Consider the following 18,856-nt stretch of genomic DNA (forward strand, 5'->3'; position numbering starts at 1 on the left):
TGCCCGCATCTCATGCGGGTCAGTCATAAAGCGTGTTGCCATGTTGCCTTTCTCCTTTTCTTGAAGCCTGTTCGACGCGGTGTGAGCCGCGTCACGCATAGATTACGGCCTACTGGCCAATTGATCACTATGTTGGGCGATTTTCATTTACCTCCGTCTGCGCCGGCTCAGACGACGACCTGTTTGGGCATGACGACGGGCTTGAAGCCGTACCGCGGCCCCGAGCCGTAGGCGCCGGCGCCCTTGGCCGCCCCCGCCACGCCGGGCATGCCGGGCATCGCCGCGACCGGCTCGGCCTCGGAGGCGACGGTCCACCCCGAGCCCTCCAGCGGAGCCGCCGAGGACGCCAGCGTCGCGGGAGCCGCCGCCGACCAACTGGCCGGCACGGACAGGCCGCCGACCGCGGAGGCCCCGCCCAGCCCTGCCGTCATTGCCCCGCCCGCGCTGCTCGCCAGTGCCGCTTCGGCTCCGGCGGCCGCACCCGCGACATCGCTGGCCGCGGCGGCCGGCGCGGCGCTGGCGAGGGTGTGCCCCAGCGACACCGCGGTGGGGATGGTGTTGCCGACGAACCACGCCGCGGTGACGCCGACCTGCTGGATGCCGTTGAAGATGAACGGGGTACCCAGGAACCCGTCCAGCGCGGTGAGGGTGGTCTGGACGTTGGCGGGCAACATGTTCCAGAGACCCGTGCCGATCGACTCGCCGCCGAGCAATCCGGTCAGGTTGGACAGGATCCCGCCCAGACCCGATGCCGCGGGGGAGGCGGCGGCGTTGGTGAACGCCGCCGACGTGGCGGCCGACTGGATGCCCGCCGCGGCGGGATTGCTCAGCTGTCCCACCGGTGTCAGCGGTTGCAGGACGCCGGACGCCGCCGAGGCAGCCGCGTAGGTGTACATCGTCATCGCGTCCTGGACCCACATCTCGGCATACAGCGCCTCGGTGGCCATGATCGCCGGTGTGTTGATGCCCAGGAAGTTGGTCGCCACCAGCGCCGCCAGCTGCGCCCGGTTCGCGGCGATCACCGGCGGCGGCACCGTTCCGGCGAACGCGGCCTCGTAGGCCGCGGCCGACGTCGCCGCCTGGGCCCCCGCCTGCTCGGCCGCCGCGGCGGTGGTGGTCAGCCAGCTCACGTAGGGCTGGGCGGCGGCCGCCGCGGCGGCCGACCCCGCGCCCGTCCACTGCTCGCCGGTCAGCGTGCCGATGACGGACTCCCACGACGTCGCGGTGGTGGTCAGTTCGGCGGCCAGGTTGTTCCAGGCCGTCGCCGCCGCCATCAGCGGTCCCGAACCGGCGCCGGCGTACATGAGCGCCGAGTTGATCTCGGGGGGCAGAGCTGCAAAATCCAAAACCATCTGTATCCCGTTTCCTTTGAACTGTTTTGGAGTGGAGTTGTCTGGTTAGACGGCCGTCGGCTTGGGCATGACGATGGGCTTGACGCCGTAGCGCGGCGCGCCGAAACCGGCGCTGTTGCGCGCGGCGGTGCCCAGCCCGGGCATGCCGGGCACGATCGTCCCCGGCCCGGCCTGCGGGGCCGCGGCCGTCCAGCCGACCGTCTGCACGGCGGTGGCGGGCGTGGCACCCGCGGGCAGACTGCTGGCCCAGCTGGGCGGCACGGCCAGCCTGCCGACCATGGTCGCCTGGCCCATGCCGGCCATCGGCGCGACCATGCCCGTGCCTGCGGGCGCCGTGTAGCCGACGGCGTCCGCGGCGCCCGCCGCCGCGCCGGCGGCGTCGCCCGCGTCGGCCGTTGCCGTCGGCAGCAGGCCGCCACCCGCCATGCCGAGGCAGTCCGACATCGCCGAGGCCCAGTTGCCGGCCTCGAAACTCAAGAAGTTGGCCGAGTTGCCGGACAGGCTGAACGGCTGGCCCCCGATGCTCGTCGTCGGTCCGCCAAGGGCCGTGCTGATCCCGTTGAGCCAGTCGGCAAAGCCGTTGCCGCTGCTTGCCGCGGTGGCGGCGGCGTTGGCCGTCTCGGTCTGGCTATAGGTGCCCGAGCTCAGGCCCAGGGTGCTGACGAACTGCTGTTGCATGGCCTGCGCCTCGGAGGCGATCTGCTGGTACAGCGTGCCGTAGGTCGCGAAGATCGACGCCTGCAGCCCCGACACCGGGTCGGCGGCGGCCGGCGCGATCGCCGTCGTCGGCGCCGCGGCACCGGCGTTCTGCGCCGTCAGCGAATTGCCGATCCCCTCCAGCTGCGCCGCCGCGGCCAGCAACTCTTCGGGTATTGCGGTCAAAAAGGACATCTGCTGCTCCCAGTGCTCGGAAAATGACGGCCCACCTGCGGTGAGTCGACCCTGTGCGTTGCCGTAACGACCCCTGTGCGTTGGCGTAAGGCTAACGACGCATGACTCCACATTCCCGGCGGAAAAGGCTAGGGTGACAGCCGTTTACGGCTTCTTAACGCGGCTGTCGGCAGTTTTAACGGAGTGCTTCCGGGCGACATCGCGCCGTCATCTGAGACCGGCCGGCCAAGCGCCACCGGCGCCAGGGCGCGGCGATCCTAGGGCACGCGCGGCCGTGGCGCATCTGGAGGTTTTTGCCGGTTTCGGCGGGGCGTGGTGCCCGGGCGACCCAACGCGCGCGCTACATTCGCCGCCGGGCCCCCATAGCCCAATTGGCAGAGGCAGCGGACTTAAAATCCGTCCAGTGTCGGTTCGAGTCCGACTGGGGGCACGGCGTCCGCGCTGGTAGGAGCGTTGTCAGTGCTCGCCGCTAGGCTTTCGAGCCCGCGTCGGTGTCACCGATTGTCACAACTCGACCGAAACTCGCCGCGGCCGCCTTGAGAGCGTCATCCTGGCTGTGCGCGTACACCGACAAGGTGAATGCCGCGCTGGCGTGCCCGAGCCATGCGGCGATCACCGCGATAGGAACCTGGCGCAGGTGCATCAGCGTCGCGCAGGAATGCCGCGCGTCGTGCAGCCTCACCCGCTTGATCTTCAGGTCGTCGAGCATCCGACCCCACCGGAACGACAACAGGTTCGGGTGGTAGGGCCGCCCGGTCTCATCGCTGGCAACGTACTCACCCGGGCCGTAGCCCTCGCCGAAGGCCAGTCGTTCGGCCGCCTGCCGCTTGCGTGCGGCCTTCAGCAGATCCACCACCTCGTCGGGCATCGGCAGCGTGCGGTTACTCGCCTTAGACTTCGGGGTACCGGTCACGATCTGCTTGCCGATCGCCACGCGGTTGGCGGCGATGGTGACCGTCTTGGCCTTCACATCGACGCTCGCCCACTGCAGTCCGGCGATCTCCCCCCTGCGTAGCCCGTACAGGGCAAGTGCCCACAGGTGCCGGTCACGGCAGTCGTGGTCGAGGATGGCGAACATCTCCTTGCCGGTGAGAGTGCGGTACTTCTGGGGGTCGCCGGCTACCCGGTCTACCAGCCGTGCGACGTTGCGCACCACGTGGCCCTGCTTCACCTGGTCGTCAAGAACCACGGTCGTCAGGTACAGCAGGTAGTTGCACGAGCGCGGTGTCCACCTTTTGCGGCCCTCGACCTCGCCGCGCCGCAGCCGGCCCACTAACCCGTCAAGGTCGGCCTTGCTGAGTTTCTGGATCTCGACGTAGCCGAGCTCGTCGCGCAGCGCCGCCAGCTTCACACGGTGGCCGGCAAGCGTCGAGGCCTTCAGCGCGTGCTTGCTCGCCAGCCACGCCTCGCAGGCCTGGTCCACCGTCAGCCGGGAGGGGTGAACGTAGCTGCCTGCGGTGACGCCGCCCTGGATCTTGGACAGCTCATCTCGCGCCGCCTTCTCAGTCGCGAGTCGCCGCCTAATCTGGCGCCGCTTCCCCGTCTCGCGGTCACGGCCGACATCGACGGTTAACTCGTATCGCACCACTGGTTTGCCGGTGCGGCGATCGCCGACCGAGACCTTCTTGATCTGCGGTGGTAGCTGTTGGCGATTCGTCATTTTCACGCCTTCTTTTTGCCGGGGGTGGTCGGGGGTAACAGGCCCGCATCGCGGGCACGCTCGATATTCCTTGCCGCGGTTCGATAGGAACCGCCGAACGCACGCTGTACCGCATGGGTCGGCCTGTCGTCGGCGTGCTCGCGATAGACCCTGGCGACCATCTCTAGATGCTCTGGTGACACCCTTGGGCGCCCCGCCCGGGCCTGGTTGAGATCGCGGCGCGCCCGGGCGAGGGCGTCCTCGCCGCTCACTTGCATGATCCCGCCGGATTCCATCCGCACCCAACTGCACGCGGCGACAATCTCATCGGCCCAGTCGAGGATCGGGGCAGACTTCAAATCCCTGGCGCGGACCTCCGGCCCATCGGCGCGACTGATAAAACGTAGCTCAGTACAGACCGGAAGCCCTTGGCGGACTTCGATAATCATGGCTACGTCTGGTTCGTTCCGTCTACCTTCAATCGCCGCCAGGATTCTGCGCGGCACTACGCGGTTGCCGACATCAACCACATCGGCTGGGCCGGCGTCGTACCTCGCCTCACCCCGGCCGCCGAGGAAATAGCACGTCTCTCTCATTGTGCCACCTTGCCAACAAGACAACTTTTCTGACAAGGGAAACCTTGCCAGAAATATGCCACGCTAGTCAATAGCCGCTGACACACCAGCGGAAACGAACGAATGAAAGCGAAGCGTGCATGAGCGAGGTAGTTAAGCGCCTAGTGTCTATCCCAGAGGCCCGAGCACTGCTCGGCGGCATCGGACACACCACCATCTACGATCTGATCAAGCGCGGCGAAATTACCAAAGTCAACATTGGCCGCCGCGGGTTCATCACATCGGAATCCCTTGCCGCCTACGTGGATCGACTCACCGAGGCCGTCTCGGTATGACCACACGAGAAAGCCGCCCCGCTGCCGGGACGGCTCCCACGACGACCGCCAAAGTCGATGACCGGGATTCTACCGCCTACTGCCGCCAGCTACAGCTTCGGCGAGCAGCCTCGCGCCGACTTCCTGGTGGTGATCCCTGGCATAGCCGGCCTCCCGGTGCGGCCGGCTACGAGGCCGCGGTGCGTCACCTGCTCGGCCACGGGCTACTCCCAGCCCCGAACCGGACAGCTTTGCAGGCGATGTGGCGGACCGGCGGCGACAGCCAGCGCATCGCCGAGACCATCGCGGCGCGGTGGGAGCTGGTCGCATGAGCCTCGACAACCTCGCTGAGCGCGGCCGGAAGTTGGCCGAGTCAGGGAAGTACGCGGTTGACAACGGCGCGGTTCCCAGTTCCGGGAACCGACCGGGAACCGGAACCGATAGGGAGTGGTGCGCCCAGGACGACAACCTTGACGGCGCCGCGCTGCTCGACGAGCTACGCGATACGCTTAAGCGCTACACCGCGTTCCGCGACGAGCATTCAGCGTGTGCCGCGGCGTTGTGGATCGCAGCGACGCACGCCCTGCCGTCGTTCGACTGCGCGCCGCGCCTCGCGATCACCAGTCCCGAAAAACGCTGCGGCAAAACCCGATTGCTTGACATCATCAGCGGTACGTGTCACGAGCCATTGGCGACCGCTGACGCCACCGTAGCGGCTATCTTCCGCTCGCTCGGCGGGGAGCATCCGCCCACGTTGATCATCGACGAGGCCGACACGCTCTGGGGAACAAAGAAACTCGCCGAACAGAACGAAGATCTTCGGAAGCTGCTCAACGCGGGCCATCAGCGCGGACGTCCCGCGCTGCGCTGCGTCGGCCCGTTGCAGGTTCCCACGCCGTTCCCGGTTTTCGCGATGGCCGCCCTCGCCGGGATCGGCAGCCTACCGGACACCATCACCGACCGCGCCATCAACATCGCCATGCGCCGCCGCGCGCCCGGCGAGACAGTGAGCCAGTTCCGCGCCCGGCGTGACGGCCCATCGCTCGAACAGTTACGGAACCGGCTCGCCGCGTGGGCTCAGGCCCAAGCCGGACTGTCGGAGGCCGAGCCGCAGATGCCCGTCGAAGACCGCGCCGCCGACACCTGGGAGCCGTTGATCGCCGTCGCCGACGCCGCCGGCAACCACTGGCCAAAGACGGCGCGCGCCGCGTGCGATGCACTGGTGGCCGCTGCCGACGCCGCCGACGAGGACAAGTCGTCGTCGGTCAAGTTGCTTGCCGACATCCGATCAGTGTTTGCCGCCAAAAGGGTGCCATTCCTAGGGTCCGCTGCGTTGGTCGCGGCGCTGCGCGGCATCGAAGAATCACCGTGGAACGATTTTGAGCTAACCACGAGCAAACTCGCCTACCGGCTGCGGGAATTCCACATTAAGCCGACACGCAACACGGATGCGTCGGCCCGCGGCTACCGCTTGGAGGACTTCGAGGACGATTTCACGCGGTATACCCGTCAGAACCCGTCAGAACCCGTCAACCCGCAGGTTAAACCGGGTTTTCCTTCTGACGGGTTGCTTGGTCAACCCGTCAACCCGTCAGAACCCGTCAGACGTGTCAAGCTGTCTACCAGCGATTCTGACGGGTTGACGGGTTCTGACGGGTCTGGCGCCCAGAACGTGTCTCCGCCCGGCGAACCTGGCGCAGAAGATGATGCCGGGTTCGCCAGGTTAGCCGAGTGCACCGGGTCCACAGGGACACCCCCCGACCCGGTGCAGCAAAGCACCTTTGCCGCCTCGGCCGGTCCCGGCCGGTGCCATCAGTGCGGGTTTCATGTGGCCACCCAAGGGCATCGGAACGGCTGCGCGATCGGCGCGCCCGGCTACACCGACCGCGTCCATCGAGCCCTAACAAACGCACGCACCCGACAGGAGCCAGCATGAGACCCGCACTCATCCGCCAGCGCCGAACCGACCCCCGCGGTCAGTCGTTGGTCCAAGTGGTCTGCCCGCGGTGCGATCACCGGCACTGGTTCGCGGCGGACCTGTCTATTGCCGTCTGCCCGCGCAAGCACAGCACGTTCGCTATCCAAATCAGGCAAAGGCAGGAAGCGTGACCGCGGAGCAGTGGCGCGACCCGACCGGATTCGAGGGGCCTGTACCAAGTCACACCCAACGATGGCGGCCAGGTGCGGGCACTCGACCGCCGCGTACCCCAAGGCACCCGGTGGGGCAAGACCGTGGAGACCGCGCACCACGGCCGCATCCTCAAGCCCTACGTCACACCGAACGGCCGGCGCCGAGTAGTCCTGCACGACGCCGACCACCGCAGGCACACGCGGCACGTCGATGACCTTGTGGCTGAGACATGTGGTTGGCAGTGATCATGGCCGATTCGCACCGAACGACGCGCAGCGCGACACCACGGTCAAACGCCAAAGGCTGGGGTAAGTGACTAAGACAATCCTCGATCCCGGCGACCCGACAAAAGCGCGCAGCGCAGCTAGTCTGACCTGCTCAAACGGTCAGGAAGTGACCGTGAACCATGGATCAAAAGTGCTGCATCCCACCACAATTCGACCATCCCAAAAGGATTGCTACACAAGGCATTCCGACCATGACAATCCACGCAAAACCGCAGGGCAGAGGCTTGCGGGGGGCCGGAAAATCTCTGGGGAGGGTCGCCTTCGGCGACCCCTTCGGGACAAGTGTAAGCGCGCCTTAGCGCGTCTAATTAAATCTGGATGAGGTGTAGTAAGGGCATGAGCAAGCAAGTTTCCGACCCTCCGCGACCGCTGGACCCGGTGGCCCGCGCGGTGTGGGATCGTCAGTCACACCGGCTGTACCGGGACGGCCGCTGGCACGGCATCGACCAGGACCTGCTGTGCCTTTTCTGTGAAACGACTTCGCTTTACGTGCGGATCAAACGTGATGTGGACGAGCGGGGCATTCTGGTTCCGGGCCGTGGTGATGTGGTTGTGCGGCACCCCGGTTTGACGCCGTTGGCGCAGGCGCGGGCCGATCTGGTGCGGATCGCCAAGGCGATTCCGTTGGCGTCGGGCGGCCACGCTGACGGTTTCGGCGCCGAGGTGGACAGGCTACTTGAGGAGATGAGATGAGCGAGTATCACATGACCGTGGACCAATACGCGTCCGTGATCCGCGGCTGGGCTGAGTTCGATAACGAGTCCCGCTGGCGTCAGGGTAAGCCGCCGGTCGATCCGAACGTCGTGTTCAACTTCTCCCGCGTCGCCGCGGTGTTCGAGCGCCTGCGCTGGGACATCCACACCAAGGGCGCGTCGCCTGGTGACCGTAATCGGCTCGACGAGCTCACCGATACCCTGCAAGGTTTGGCGACCGAGCTCGGTTTGGGTGAGGTCGACCAGAACGGTTTCCTGCCGGGCGATCCCTCGCGGCTACTGGCCCACAGACCGGACAACACGCTGGCGCAGTGGTGGGAGTTTTGCATGTACGAACCGAAGTCCGACTAGAAGGGGAAACAGATGCCCAACGTCCCAGACTCAGCCAAAGACCCGTACCTGATGCTGCGGTCTGTGCTGAAGAACCTAGATGGCAAGCGCCTAGCAAGCATGAAACCTGGCGAGACCGCAGTTGTGCGGCAGTTGTGTGCCAACGCCTTTGAAGCTAGCGGCGATGCTTACGACACGGACTACGTGAAAGCAATCAAAGAGCTAGCCGCAGCGACGGTGCATGTGCTCGACGCTCCCACCTCTCTTGAGGCACAGGAGCGATTCAACTGCCTCCACGCCGAATTGGACGGCAACCATCCGATTCCAGGTGTGTCGGAATTCTGAGAGCCAGCCATGACTCGCCTCACCTTTCGGGGGTTTCCGGGACGGGGCGGTGTCGGTGCCGTAAGCGGGGGAGGTTCTAAGGGTGTCCCTGGACAACCTTCGGCATGACGGGGCTCGACAACGATCAAGCCGCGAGTTTCGGGCGGTGCATCGCCTGCCCGTCTCGAAAGCCAAAACCCCGCCCGCTGAAAGGGCCAAAAGGCACGGGCGGGGCTGGGTCTCCTCGGCGCGCACGGTCGGCGGTCACGGCGCCTCCATTACGTGAGCGGCGCGGCATGGGCTCCGCGCGGGCCACGCTGCGCGCCGAGGACAAGTCATCAGTCGTCGTCGCCTGAACGCCGCGCCATGTCCGCGGCGATGTTGCCGTACAGCGGCACCGTGCCGGCCCAGAAACGGACCTGCTGATGCTCGGTCAGGGGCGCATCGGGAACGAAGTCAGCCGGTGAAGGCCACTCCATCGGTGCTGTCATGGTCGTCGTCCTATCCGGGGTAGGCGTAGCTGACGGTGGCGGTCCCGCTGCTGGTGATCCCGTACAGGGCAACGGGTTCGGCGCCGGTGGTCGGAAACTTCGTGGGCGTATTCGCGGCCACCGGGAAGCCGGTGGTCGTGGTCACGCCAGCGCCGCCGATGAAACACGCCGCCGAGGCGTTGACCAATACGCCATCGGAGTCCGGGACGGTCCCCACGGTGCATACCAGCGTCGCGGTGGTGCCGACGCTGACCTGTCCGGTTTGAAGTCCTGACATTTACACCTTCTCCTTCTTGGCGGCCGGGACCGGCGTAACCCAGCCGGCCTGAATCCATCGCTTTGTTTGTTCGTCGTCGGGCGCGTCGAACACGTCGCCGCCGGTGTACGGCTTGCCGTGAACCACGCGGTAGTTCTCGTTGACCTTGACTTTGACTGTGGCACTTGATATTTGGGTCATGAACTTAAATTCCTTCTTGTCTTCGCCCAGGAAAATGATGTCTCGCTTAGCCCTGACCTCGGGATCGGCCGGTGACAGGCCCCGGTCATCGAACGGCCAGGGCGTAGCGCTACAAAGAGCCATCTGGTCCCAGGTCAGCGGGAGGCTCACGAGGTGGGCAGCCCCGTCACGATGTTGACCGCGCTGGGGCGCGGAACCGACAAGGCGACCCTCTCCTCAGCTCGCCACGAAAATGTGTTGGTGGTCCACTCGGTATCGCCCCACGGATTGAACTGCAACAGCAGCCCGAGGCGCTGCCAGAAGATGCCGCCGCCGGCGCGCACACTCATCACCACCGAAGTTCCGGCCGGACATTGCGTAGTGCAGGCCACCTTTACGCCCCACAGGCTCCCGTACGCTGCCGGGCTGCCCTGCGCGATGATCGAGTACGGGTTGGGCTCACCAGCCGGGCCGGCCGATGCCGGGGAACCGTCAGCGGTCAACCCCAGCGGCCCGGTCATCTGATCCAAAATGTAGGTGCCGAACGAGGACTTCTCGCGGCGCAGCGCACCCCAGGTCGTCGGGCTCATGATCACCAGATCCGGCTCGGCGTAGGCCGCGCCGGTACGCACGTCGATGTAGGCCTTGTTCATCGCGTCCAACGGGGTGTCGCTGCCGACCGCGCGGGTCAAGGTGCCCGACGTGTTCAGCAGCCCGTTGAATGTCGCATTCACGGGACCGCCGCTGTAGGAGTTCGAGCCGGCCGTGGTCGCCAGTAGCAAAAACTCGGATTCGGCGTTGATTAGCGAGCGCGTCAACTCTTGAGGCAACCACGAACTCAGCGACGCCTGACCGTAGGTGCCGGTGTCCTGCCACGCCTCCAAGCTCGTGGAGACCAGGCCGGCGATCTTTTGCGGCTTTACCTGGTTTTCGGTGATCGTCGGCCCGATGTCGCCCTTCGTGCCACCTTCGGCCACGCCCGCGACCTCCGCTGAGTTCGCCGTGTGCGACAACCACGTCGCCGAGGGTCCGGGCATCGCGGCGCCGGGAAGCAGCGAGGAGATTCGGGTCGGTTCGTAGCCCAAACCGACGGCGTATTGGGTCTGGACCGGCGGCAACTGGCCGCTGAAACCACCACCGATGCCGGACTCCAGCACCGGGGACTTGGTGGTGATCCCCGCCATCCACGGCGCCTGGTCGCCGCCCTTGGTGCCGATCTCGAGCTGGAAGGGCATCTTGGCGTCCATCGCCATTTCCAGCGCCTTCAACTGCGCCGGGGAGATGTCCATAGGAGACGGCGGGCGCGGGTTGTTGAGGCCCATGCCTTTTGTTTGAGGCCACTGCCCGGCGCTGAGGTTCTCCATCGCATCCGCCGCGGCGCCGAACGCCTTCTTGCCTTCTGCGAGGTTCTGCTTGATCCTGAGCAGCTGCTGCGTCTCCTCGTAGAGACGGTCGACAATGCCCTTATAGCGCTTCGCGTCGAGGCGCCCTTCCTCAAGAGCCGCAGTGGCCTTGTCGGCCTCCGCGACGATCTCGGCGCTTCGCGCCTTTAGCTGCCGTTCGTCCATGCAGGTATTTCCTTACCGGGATAGCTCGCGCGGGAGAACAAAATCCGCGCAGCAAGAAACAGGGGGGGTGAACTTCGACGCCCTGGCCTGGGCGTATACGGGCGGTTCGGCTTAGCGGCGGCCCCAAATGTCGAGTGTCCGGTTACCCCGGAGGCCCGAGCGGGCGGCGGCGGCGTCAAGCGGCCTGCTCCCACCAAATTACACCTCTGTGATTCGCGGTGACAAGGATCAGCGGTCAAAGGGTCTCGGTGTCACGACGTTGTCACAACTCACGCGGGACGCGGGCGGACGGCGGCGAACGGGGGCGGACGAATAGCCCTGGTAGATGCATCTTTGCCGGGCCCCGGCGAACAGTGGCAAACCAGACGCAGCGGACTTAAAATCCGCCCAGTGTCGGTTCGAGTCCGACTGGGGGCACGCGCATCAGCGCGGTTCAGCCGCCCGTAGGGATGTTCGTGAGTTCGCACTCGTCATCCCGACTCGTTGCGCAACGAGTCAGTCGAGTTATGACGACATGTGACATATCTACCGCACCGATCCCGCACGTGTGGGCTGGACTACGCGTCGGTGGTATGACGGTGACTGTTTGTGCACAGCCATGCCGAGGCCCGCACTGGCTCTAAACGGCGCCCCCGCTTACCCTGGGTCGGAGGGAAGGTATTCGTGTCTGCACAAGATCGTCGTGAAGCCGCACGTCGGAGGCTTAAGGGCCCCCGACGAGATGGGCCTGCGCGTAGTGACGCCGAACTGGTAGACGAGGCGATCGCCCAGGTCCACGAGGCCGTGTTAAAGCACTCCGGCGCCCACCCGCTGTCCGATGAGGAAGCGGCGGACATCATCGCCGAGGACACCCGACAGATGCGGCACGAAAAACGCGCAGGTCAGCACGTCCACTAGCGATATTCACATATATCCCCAATGATGCTGGTCGTACTCGACACGAGCGTTCTCATTAGGGCGGCCATCAGCCGGTCGGGCAGCGCGGCGAAACTCCTCGAGTACGCCTATCAAGGCCGCATCCAAATCGTGTTGTCCGACAAGCTGTACGACGAATTGGAAACACGTCTCACCACCCGTGACCGATTCCGGCGCTGGCTGACCGTCGACGAAGCCCAGACCTATGCCGACGCCATCGCGTTGCTCGGGCAGTGGTTCGATGACCGTCCGGACGATCAGGTGCCGCAGATCTGCCGTGATCCCGACGATAACTTTGTAATCGCCCTTTACCAAGACAGCGACGCGTCGCTGCTCGTCAGCGATGACAAAGACATTCTCTCTGTGGAGTATCCGAATGTTTTCGTATGTGATGCGAAGACAGCGCTCGCCAAGATTGACTACGAGCACGAATGGGGTGAAGTCTTCATACCCGGCGAATTAGAGCAATCACTGCTGCAGATTCATGCCGAAGGCAATTCGCAAATCCTCGCCGCCTACTGTGACTTCGCACGGATAGTCGAAACGCGTGCCGTGCACTTGCTGCCATTCATCGTTGTGCCGGAAACCCTGCAAGCATTCGTCGATGGCTTCGAAGAGGTATTCGCAATGCTCGAAAATCGTGGCTTCACAACGCGACCAGACTTCGCGTCACCGGACATCGCGTACATAAAACTGCCGCCCGATCCCGGCGACAACATCCGCGTCACTGCCGCCGCGGCGCTACCGACAGACACGATCGTCGCCACAATGCAGTACTGCCCAGACCTAGAAGACGTACCGGGCGCAGATATCGGGCACTGGCGTGTATTCGCCGTCGGCGGATACGTACCACCAGAGCAGATACGGCCACGCCCCGAACCAAACAGCAGCTAGAAGGCGGTTAGCGAAGTCAGATCGGGATCGTTTGGAGCGGAGAGCCCGGTCGCGCCGCAAAGTCGTGGTTTAGGAATCGAGTTTGTGGGCACCCAGCGGCATGCTTGCGCGTCGCACCTGTAGTTTCCTTGCTCCTGCCGTAGTCGCGGCGTCGGGCGTCGGCGCGTCCGCCCTCGCGACTGCCATCCCCTCGGCCTCCGCCCAGCCGTGCCCGGACGTTCAGGTGGTGTTCGCCCGCGGCACCGATGATCCTCCCGGCGCCGGCCCGACCGGACAGGCATTCATCGACTCCCTGCGCCCGCGCGTCGGCGCAAAGTCGCTCGACGTATATCCGGTCGACTACCCCGCCACCTACGACTGGACCAACTCGGGCAAGGACGGCATCAGAGACGCTGGCGCGCACGTCGTTTCGATGGCGCACGACTGCCCCAACACCAAGATGGTGCTCGGTGGCTATTCCGAGGGCGCGGCCGTGATGGGCTTCGTCACCTCGGCCGCCGTACCGGCTGGGATCGACCCGGCGAGCGTGCCCAAACCGATGGACCCCGAGGTGGCCAACCACGTCTCCTCGGTGGTGCTCTTCGCGGTGCCGAACGACAGAATGATGAACTTCTTCGGCGAGCCGCCGGTGGTCATTGGGCCGCTCTATCAGGCCAAGACCATCAAGCTGTGCGCTCCCGAGGACCCGATCTGTTCCGACGGGATGAATTTCGACGCACACAAGACGTACTCGACCAACGGCGCAATCGTCGACGAGGGCGTGGCGTTCGCGGCAAGCCGTCTCGGGGGAGCCCCCGGCGCGGGTCCCGCCGCGCCGGCGACGGTCGTGGCGTCTCCCGGCGAAGGCGTGTAACCGGCCCGGTCGCCCCCGGCACCGCAGTTAAGGCCGACCGGCCACGACCGGCTCGTCGGCGGTGTCGTTCGGACGCAGTTGTGGGCCGGTCAACGCAGGGCTGAACTTGAGGGCGTCGACGAGCTCGTCGATGGCCGTCGCCGCCCGCCCGTCGAGGACGGCTTCCGAAAAGCACGTCTCCAGATGGTTGTGCAGCATCACCCTGTTGGTGCGTTCCAGGGCCGCCTGCGCCGCGGAAATCTGCTTCATCACGTCGACGCAATATGCGTCGGCCTCGAGCATCCGGATGATCCCGTCGAGATGACCGCGCACCGTCTTCAGGCGGTTCAGCGCCGCGACCTTCTTCGTCGTCAGCTCCTGGGCCATCGCCGCCTCCTTCCGCTGCTGCCGGCACCGCGTCGCATCAGGGTACCCCACCCCACCTCGGGTGGGGTACGTTGTCATCTGTCCATCCGAGTTAGGAGGTTGCAGCCATGACCACTTCGACCGATGTTTCGCCACCCTCGGACGCGGCCCAGCCGGCCCGCGACTCCCGGCCCAGACGGAGCCGCGCGAATCTGGCGCTGGCGTGGGTGGGCATCGTCGCGGGCGGCATGTTCATCGTGGGGGCGATCTTTCTGTCGGGATTTTTCCTGAGCTCGAGCCTCGGCGGTCCGTGGGGCGACCACATGGCGTCGGGCCAGATGGACTGCTGCGCGCACATGAAGCCCGGCGAACCGATGAAACCGGGCGCGATGCCCAGGCCGACGCAGATGCCGCCGGGTGGCCCGATGACACCGGGCCACATGATGCCCGGCATGGCGATGAGCTGAATCAACCCGCTGCGTGTTGCCGCCGACAGCGGCGCACATCGTCACTCCTACACTGACCCATCGTGGGCATGCTGTTTAGCTTTGCGCCGTGGATCCTCTATTGGGTGCTGGTCGGTCACGTCCCGTTCGCCGCTGCCGCGCTGATCGCGCTGGCGTTCGCCGTCGCGACGCTCACGATCGACCGCGCGGGCGACGGGCCGTTCCACATCGGTTCCGTCGCAACGTTTTTGGTGCTGACCATCCTGACGTTCGCGCTGGACGACGCGTTCAGGCAGCGGTGGATGCTGCCGCTGAGCATCGCCGCAATCTTCGTGGTCGCTCTTGTCGGGGCGCTGATCGGCAAACCGTTCGTGCGAAAGTTCGCCGCCGCCGAACAGCCCGACGACGTCGTCAAGACGGAGCCGTTCGCCCGGCTGGTCACGGTGCTGACGTGGGTCTGGGTCGCCGCGTTCGCCGCCATGACGGTCTCGGCGGCGATCGCGGCCGTCCTGGACACGGGGACCCCGCTGTCGTACGTGTGCTCCTGGATCATCCCGTTCTCGGTGCTGGGGCTCGCGGCGCTCGCGTCGCGGGTGCTGCCCGAGCGGATGCTGGCCGGGATCGACGACGTCGCCCGCGAGACCTCGTTCGTCGCCTACGACGAGGCCACCATCGACGAGCTGTACTTCCTGGCCCAGGAACACGCCAACCGCGAGGTCGGCCCCGGCAAGGAGGCCTACCAGGTCAAGGTCGGCGGCATGGGAGTCCCGCTGACCGGCGACGAGTCACGCAAGTCGTGGCCGTCCACCTACAAGGTGCGCGACAAGCGGCACTAGTGTGCACCGACACCAGAGGACGGTCTACTCGGCGTTCTATGTGCACCGAGCGTGGGGGATACGGACGACCTCGAGGGACTTTTTGTACTTAACGCCCACGGTCGGCGGATGGAAATTCACTAACCCCAATTAAGGAGTCGCGATGAACGCCCCCAGTCCCGATGCCATCCGCGCGGAAACCATCACCATCACCGGCCACGGCGGCGACGAGATCGAGGCCTACCGCGCCAGCCCCCTGGCCGAGGGATCGCGCGGTGGCATCGTGTGGATTCACCACATGCCCGGCTACGACCGGGAAACCAAGGAATTCGTGCGGCGGCTCGCCGTCAGCGGCTACCACGCGGTGGCCCCGAACCTGTATTCGCGCGAGGCCCCGGGCGCCGCGCCCGACGACGCCGCCGCGGCCGCCCGGGCCGCCGGCGGCGTGCCCGACGAGCGACTGGTCGGCGACGTCGCCGGCGCCGTCGAGCACCTGCGCTCGCTGCCGGGGGCCAACGGAAAGGTCGGCGTCATCGGGCACTGCTCGGGCGGGCGGCACGCCTACCTGGCGGCCTGCTCGCTGCCGTTCGACGCCGCGGTGGATTGCTACGGCGCCTTCATCGTCGAGGACCCGCCCGAGGGCATGCCCAAGACGATGCAACCCATCCTGCAGCTCGCCGGGAACCTCAGCTGCCCGCTGCTGGGCCTGTTCGGGGCCGACGACATTTTTCCGGCGCCGGACAAGGTGGCCACACTGGACGCCGAGCTGACCCGGCTGGACAAGCCGCACGAGTTTCACTCCTACGAGGGCGCCGGGCACTCCTTCTTCTCCGTCGACCGGCCGGCGTACCGCCCGGAGGCGGCCGTGGACGGCTGGCGCCGCATCGACGACTTCTTCGCCACCCACCTGAAAGGCTAGGTGCGCCAAGACATGTGCACTTATCTCACCGAACACGTGCGGGTCGACGGCAGCGGCAAGGGCGCGACCGGTTGGTTCGGCGCCAGCCGCGCCACGGTCTACGTCGACCACCCCGTCCACGCGCCCTACGGCCACACCGTCAACATCGACGTGATCAACCCGGAGCTGGGCCCATCGGCCCGGGTCGCGCTGGAGCTCACCGAGGAGAGCGCCCTGGCGCTGGCCGACGCCATCCACAAGGCGATCGCGAGCGCGCCGGCCGGGCTGGCCTCCAAGGACCAGACATGACCGCCGACCGTGACTACCCGCAGATGGCCGCCGCGCGCGGGCGCGTCGAACCCGCCCCGCGCCGCGTCCGCGGCTACCTCGGCCCCGAATTGGTCTTCGACACCACCGCGGCCCGCTACGTGTGGGAATTGCCTTACTACCCAGCGTATTACGTGCCGCTGGCCGACGTGCGCAGCGAGTTCCTGCTCGACGAGAACCACCCGCAGCAGGTGCAGCTGGGCCCGTCGCGGCTGCATTCGCTGGTCGGCGGCGGCAAGACCTACCCCTCGGCGGCGCGGGTTTTCGACGCCGACGGCGACGGCCCCGTCGCGGGCACCGTGCGTTTCGAGTGGGATCCGTTGCGCTGGTTCGAGGAAGACGAGCCGATCTACGGCCACCCCCGCAATCCGTATTCCCGCGTCGACGCGCTGCGCTCACACCGCCACGTGCGCGTCGAGCTCGGCGGAATCATATTGGCCGACACCACATCCCCGGTGCTGCTGTTCGAAACCGGTTTGCCCACAAGGTATTACATCGACCCGAGCGACGTCGCGTTCGAGCACCTGGAGCCCAGCCCCACCCAGACGCTGTGCCCGTACAAGGGAGTGACGTCGGGCTACTGGTCGGTCCGCGCAGGCGATGTGCTGCATCCGGACCTGGCGTGGACGTATCACTATCCGCTGCCGGCGGTCGCCCAGATCGCCGGGCTGGTGGCGTTCTACAACGAGAAGCTCGACATCGTCGTCGACGGCGCGGCGCTGGCCCGCCCGCAGACGCAGTTCAGCTGAGCCGGCGCCGATTTCGCGGTGGACGCGCGGACACCGGCCAAATGTGACATTTGCCTCTCCGGGCCGAAAACCCTAAGAATTCTTAATTTTCCGGATCGGCGCCGCAAATCTCGGTCCTTAGCCGCGCGCGGGACTCGCCTGGCAGGCGGTGCATTTGCGTTCGCTGCCGAGCGTGCCGCGATGTCGCGAATAAGAGCACTCTAAGCATGGGCCGGGCCTTGACAGTAACGTGCCCCACAGCGGCCACATTGAATTCTTTTTGCCCGAAATCGGCTCGGTAAAATTTTCGAAAGCAGCCATCGACTGATGGCGGAGCCCAATCTCTGCAGGGCCGCCGGTGCGTCGCAAGCATTGTCCAGACCGCCTGGCGCCCCCGGGCGTACCACTTGAAGCAAAGGCGGTGCCGGTATGCGCGTTGTGAACCACCGGAAAGACGATCACCTCATCGAGCTGGGCGCGGCACGGGGATTCCCGCTGGTCGTGCAGATCGCGGTGCGCCAGGGCCCGATCAGCGACATCGTCGCCGGCCCCGACGGCACCCGCCTGCTGGTGGCCAACCATGGCTACGACAGCGTCTCGGTCATCGACACCCACACCTGCCGCGTCGTGGACACCGTTCCCGTCGACGAGCCGTTCGCGCTGGCCATGGGCGGCCACGACCCGCACCGCGCCTACGTCAGCACGGCGTCGTCGTCCTACGACTCGATCGAGGTCATCGACCTGCCGACCAACACGGTGATCGCGACGCACGCCGTGGCGCTCAACGTGAGCGATCTGGCGGTCAGCCCCGACGGAAACCGCGCCTACGCCAGCCGAAACGGCTCGAGCGGCGACCAACTCGACGTCGTCGTCCTGGACACAAAAACCGGCCGCGCGTCCGCCATCGCCCTGCCCGGCCGGGCGGGCACCACCACGCAATGCGTGCGGGCCGGCGCCGACGGGCGACGTCTCTACGTCGCCACCAACGGCCCGGCCGGGGGGCAGCTGATCGTGCTCGACGCGCACGCGCGGCGCGTCACCGACACCGTCGAGATCGGCCTGCCGATCCGCGACGTCGCGCTCAGCCCCAACGGCGCGATCGCCTACGTGGCCAGCTGCGCCCCCGAACTGGGAGCGGTGATCGACGTCGTCGACACCCGCACCGCCAAGATCACCGGCACCCGCAAGCTCGGCGAGATCGGCGAGGTCACCGCGCTGGCGCTCAGCGGCGACGGCGACCGCGCCTACCTGGTCGGCGAGGACGGCATCACGGTGCTGTGCACGCTCACCCACGACGTCATCGGCACCATGGCGGTGGCCCACCAGCCGTCGTGCGTGGTCGAAAGCGCCGACGCCCGCTACCTGTACATCGCCGACTACTCCGGCACCGTCACCGTGGCGCCGGTCGCCTCGATCGTCGCGCTGGGCTTGGAGGTCTCGGAGACCGCGCACGAGGGCGAGGCCGGCGAGTGGGTCGTGCCCGAGCTGCCGCAGTACGAGCCCGCGCTGGCCTGACCGGCGCTCAAGCGCGCCTAAAAAGCGTGTTGCCGGGGAACCCGTTTTCTCGCGGCCATGCGCGGCGAT

At 66.3% G+C, this 18,856-nt stretch carries 24 protein-coding genes and 2 tRNA genes; 17 read left to right on the forward strand and 9 right to left on the reverse strand.

Translation table 11 applies throughout. The features are described from left to right. Positions 1–167: 167 nt before the first annotated feature. Together AC5Y4Z_RS25650 and AC5Y4Z_RS25655 are read right to left on the reverse strand one after the other, a co-directional pair. Entirely contained in the window at positions 168–1,352 is a 1,185-nt protein-coding gene (locus AC5Y4Z_RS25650; protein ID WP_499967845.1) for a PPE family protein, read from the reverse strand. 45 nt (positions 1,353–1,397) lie between these two features. Further along, positions 1,398–2,243, reverse strand: coding sequence for a PPE family protein, SVP subgroup (locus tag AC5Y4Z_RS25655; protein WP_499967846.1), 846 nt, complete (start codon positions 2,241–2,243; stop codon positions 1,398–1,400). A 356-nt stretch (positions 2,244–2,599) separates the two neighbouring features. On the opposite strand from AC5Y4Z_RS25655, the gene AC5Y4Z_RS25660 reads away from it, so the two are divergent. Continuing rightward, a tRNA-Leu gene (locus AC5Y4Z_RS25660) sits at positions 2,600–2,673 on the forward strand. A gap of 39 nt (positions 2,674–2,712) precedes the next feature. Here AC5Y4Z_RS25660 and AC5Y4Z_RS25665 read toward each other — a convergent pair. Then, complete coding sequence (locus AC5Y4Z_RS25665; RefSeq protein ID WP_499967847.1) at positions 2,713–3,903, reverse strand: site-specific integrase; 1,191 nt, start codon at positions 3,901–3,903, stop codon at positions 2,713–2,715. Between the two features lie 2 nt (positions 3,904–3,905). Further along, positions 3,906–4,331 (reverse strand): DUF6214 family protein, encoded by a 426-nt coding sequence (locus tag AC5Y4Z_RS25670; protein ID WP_499967848.1) that lies wholly within the window; start codon positions 4,329–4,331, stop codon positions 3,906–3,908. A gap of 266 nt (positions 4,332–4,597) precedes the next feature. Between AC5Y4Z_RS25670 and AC5Y4Z_RS25675 the strand changes: the two genes are divergently transcribed. The 7 genes from AC5Y4Z_RS25675 (at position 4,598) to AC5Y4Z_RS25705 (ending at position 8,577) form a co-directional block, all read left to right on the forward strand. Further along, positions 4,598–4,792 carry a helix-turn-helix transcriptional regulator gene (locus tag AC5Y4Z_RS25675; protein WP_499967849.1) on the forward strand — a complete coding sequence of 65 codons (195 nt, stop codon included), beginning with the start codon at positions 4,598–4,600 and terminating at the stop codon, positions 4,790–4,792. A 179-nt stretch (positions 4,793–4,971) separates the two neighbouring features. After that, entirely contained in the window at positions 4,972–5,103 is a 132-nt protein-coding gene (locus tag AC5Y4Z_RS25680; RefSeq protein ID WP_499967850.1) for a hypothetical protein, read from the forward strand. Further along, a complete protein-coding gene (locus tag AC5Y4Z_RS25685) occupies positions 5,100–6,707 on the forward strand; it encodes a DUF3631 domain-containing protein (protein WP_499967851.1) in 1,608 nt (535 codons plus the stop codon). The genes AC5Y4Z_RS25680 and AC5Y4Z_RS25685 overlap by 4 nt, the downstream gene beginning before the upstream one ends. A 245-nt stretch (positions 6,708–6,952) precedes the next feature. Then, the gene (locus tag AC5Y4Z_RS25690; protein ID WP_499967852.1) at positions 6,953–7,147 is read left to right on the forward strand and encodes a hypothetical protein; all 195 of its coding nucleotides are present in this window, start codon (positions 6,953–6,955) and stop codon (positions 7,145–7,147) included. A gap of 378 nt (positions 7,148–7,525) precedes the next feature. Beyond that, positions 7,526–7,882 carry a P27 family phage terminase small subunit gene (locus AC5Y4Z_RS25695; protein WP_499967853.1) on the forward strand — a complete coding sequence of 119 codons (357 nt, stop codon included), beginning with the start codon at positions 7,526–7,528 and terminating at the stop codon, positions 7,880–7,882. Beyond that, the gene (locus AC5Y4Z_RS25700) at positions 7,879–8,253 is read left to right on the forward strand and encodes a hypothetical protein (RefSeq protein ID WP_499967854.1); all 375 of its coding nucleotides are present in this window, start codon (positions 7,879–7,881) and stop codon (positions 8,251–8,253) included. Before AC5Y4Z_RS25695 ends, AC5Y4Z_RS25700 begins: the two co-directional genes overlap by 4 nt. Positions 8,254–8,265: 12 nt before the next feature. Beyond that, positions 8,266–8,577: a hypothetical protein gene (locus AC5Y4Z_RS25705; RefSeq protein WP_499967855.1), complete on the forward strand. Its 312-nt coding sequence runs from the start codon at positions 8,266–8,268 to the stop codon at positions 8,575–8,577. A 317-nt stretch (positions 8,578–8,894) separates the two neighbouring features. Here the strand turns inward: AC5Y4Z_RS25705 and AC5Y4Z_RS25710 are convergent, their stop codons facing one another. The 4 genes from AC5Y4Z_RS25710 to AC5Y4Z_RS25725 are packed head-to-tail and all read right to left on the reverse strand — an operon-like array spanning position 8,895 to position 11,051. Beyond that, positions 8,895–9,047, reverse strand: coding sequence for a hypothetical protein (locus AC5Y4Z_RS25710; RefSeq protein ID WP_499967856.1), 153 nt, complete (start codon positions 9,045–9,047; stop codon positions 8,895–8,897). Positions 9,048–9,057: 10 nt separating this feature from the next. Beyond that, positions 9,058–9,324 carry a hypothetical protein gene (locus AC5Y4Z_RS25715; RefSeq protein ID WP_499967857.1) on the reverse strand — a complete coding sequence of 89 codons (267 nt, stop codon included), beginning with the start codon at positions 9,322–9,324 and terminating at the stop codon, positions 9,058–9,060. Beyond that, positions 9,325–9,654: a hypothetical protein gene (locus AC5Y4Z_RS25720; RefSeq protein ID WP_499967858.1), complete on the reverse strand. Its 330-nt coding sequence runs from the start codon at positions 9,652–9,654 to the stop codon at positions 9,325–9,327. Then, positions 9,651–11,051, reverse strand: a complete 1,401-nt coding sequence (locus tag AC5Y4Z_RS25725) for a phage major capsid protein (protein WP_499967859.1) — start codon at positions 11,049–11,051, stop codon at positions 9,651–9,653. The genes AC5Y4Z_RS25720 and AC5Y4Z_RS25725 overlap by 4 nt, the downstream gene beginning before the upstream one ends. Positions 11,052–11,391: 340 nt before the next feature. On the opposite strand from AC5Y4Z_RS25725, the gene AC5Y4Z_RS25730 reads away from it, so the two are divergent. From AC5Y4Z_RS25730 to AC5Y4Z_RS25740, 3 genes are all read left to right on the forward strand, one after another. After that, positions 11,392–11,468, forward strand: a tRNA-Leu gene (locus tag AC5Y4Z_RS25730). Positions 11,469–11,969: 501 nt separating this feature from the next. Further along, positions 11,970–12,860 carry a putative toxin-antitoxin system toxin component, PIN family gene (locus tag AC5Y4Z_RS25735; RefSeq protein WP_499967860.1) on the forward strand — a complete coding sequence of 297 codons (891 nt, stop codon included), beginning with the start codon at positions 11,970–11,972 and terminating at the stop codon, positions 12,858–12,860. A 100-nt stretch (positions 12,861–12,960) separates the two neighbouring features. Next, positions 12,961–13,713, forward strand: coding sequence for a cutinase family protein (locus AC5Y4Z_RS25740; protein WP_499967886.1), 753 nt, complete (start codon positions 12,961–12,963; stop codon positions 13,711–13,713). A gap of 27 nt (positions 13,714–13,740) precedes the next feature. Here AC5Y4Z_RS25740 and AC5Y4Z_RS25745 read toward each other — a convergent pair whose 3' ends face one another. Further along, on the reverse strand, positions 13,741–14,079 hold the full coding sequence (locus tag AC5Y4Z_RS25745) for a metal-sensitive transcriptional regulator (RefSeq protein WP_499967861.1): 339 nt from the start codon (positions 14,077–14,079) through the stop codon (positions 13,741–13,743). Between the two features lie 107 nt (positions 14,080–14,186). Here AC5Y4Z_RS25745 and AC5Y4Z_RS25750 point away from each other — a divergent pair, with 107 nt between their 5' ends. The 6 genes from AC5Y4Z_RS25750 to AC5Y4Z_RS25775 all read left to right on the forward strand — a co-directional run bounded on the left by AC5Y4Z_RS25750 (position 14,187) and on the right by AC5Y4Z_RS25775 (position 18,787). Further along, on the forward strand, positions 14,187–14,525 hold the full coding sequence (locus AC5Y4Z_RS25750; protein WP_499967862.1) for a hypothetical protein: 339 nt from the start codon (positions 14,187–14,189) through the stop codon (positions 14,523–14,525). 62 nt (positions 14,526–14,587) lie between these two features. Beyond that, the gene (locus AC5Y4Z_RS25755; RefSeq protein ID WP_499967863.1) at positions 14,588–15,340 is read left to right on the forward strand and encodes a hypothetical protein; all 753 of its coding nucleotides are present in this window, start codon (positions 14,588–14,590) and stop codon (positions 15,338–15,340) included. Positions 15,341–15,482: 142 nt separating this feature from the next. Then, positions 15,483–16,238: a dienelactone hydrolase family protein gene (locus tag AC5Y4Z_RS25760; RefSeq protein WP_499967864.1), complete on the forward strand. Its 756-nt coding sequence runs from the start codon at positions 15,483–15,485 to the stop codon at positions 16,236–16,238. A gap of 12 nt (positions 16,239–16,250) precedes the next feature. Beyond that, entirely contained in the window at positions 16,251–16,526 is a 276-nt protein-coding gene (locus AC5Y4Z_RS25765; protein WP_499967865.1) for a DUF6295 family protein, read from the forward strand. Continuing rightward, the gene (locus AC5Y4Z_RS25770) at positions 16,523–17,293 is read left to right on the forward strand and encodes a DUF427 domain-containing protein (protein WP_499967866.1); all 771 of its coding nucleotides are present in this window, start codon (positions 16,523–16,525) and stop codon (positions 17,291–17,293) included. The genes AC5Y4Z_RS25765 and AC5Y4Z_RS25770 overlap by 4 nt, the downstream gene beginning before the upstream one ends. A 408-nt stretch (positions 17,294–17,701) precedes the next feature. Next, on the forward strand, positions 17,702–18,787 hold the full coding sequence (locus tag AC5Y4Z_RS25775; RefSeq protein WP_499967867.1) for a YncE family protein: 1,086 nt from the start codon (positions 17,702–17,704) through the stop codon (positions 18,785–18,787). Positions 18,788–18,856 lie beyond the last annotated feature (69 nt).

This window comes from Mycobacterium sp. NGS63, assembly GCF_059812295.1.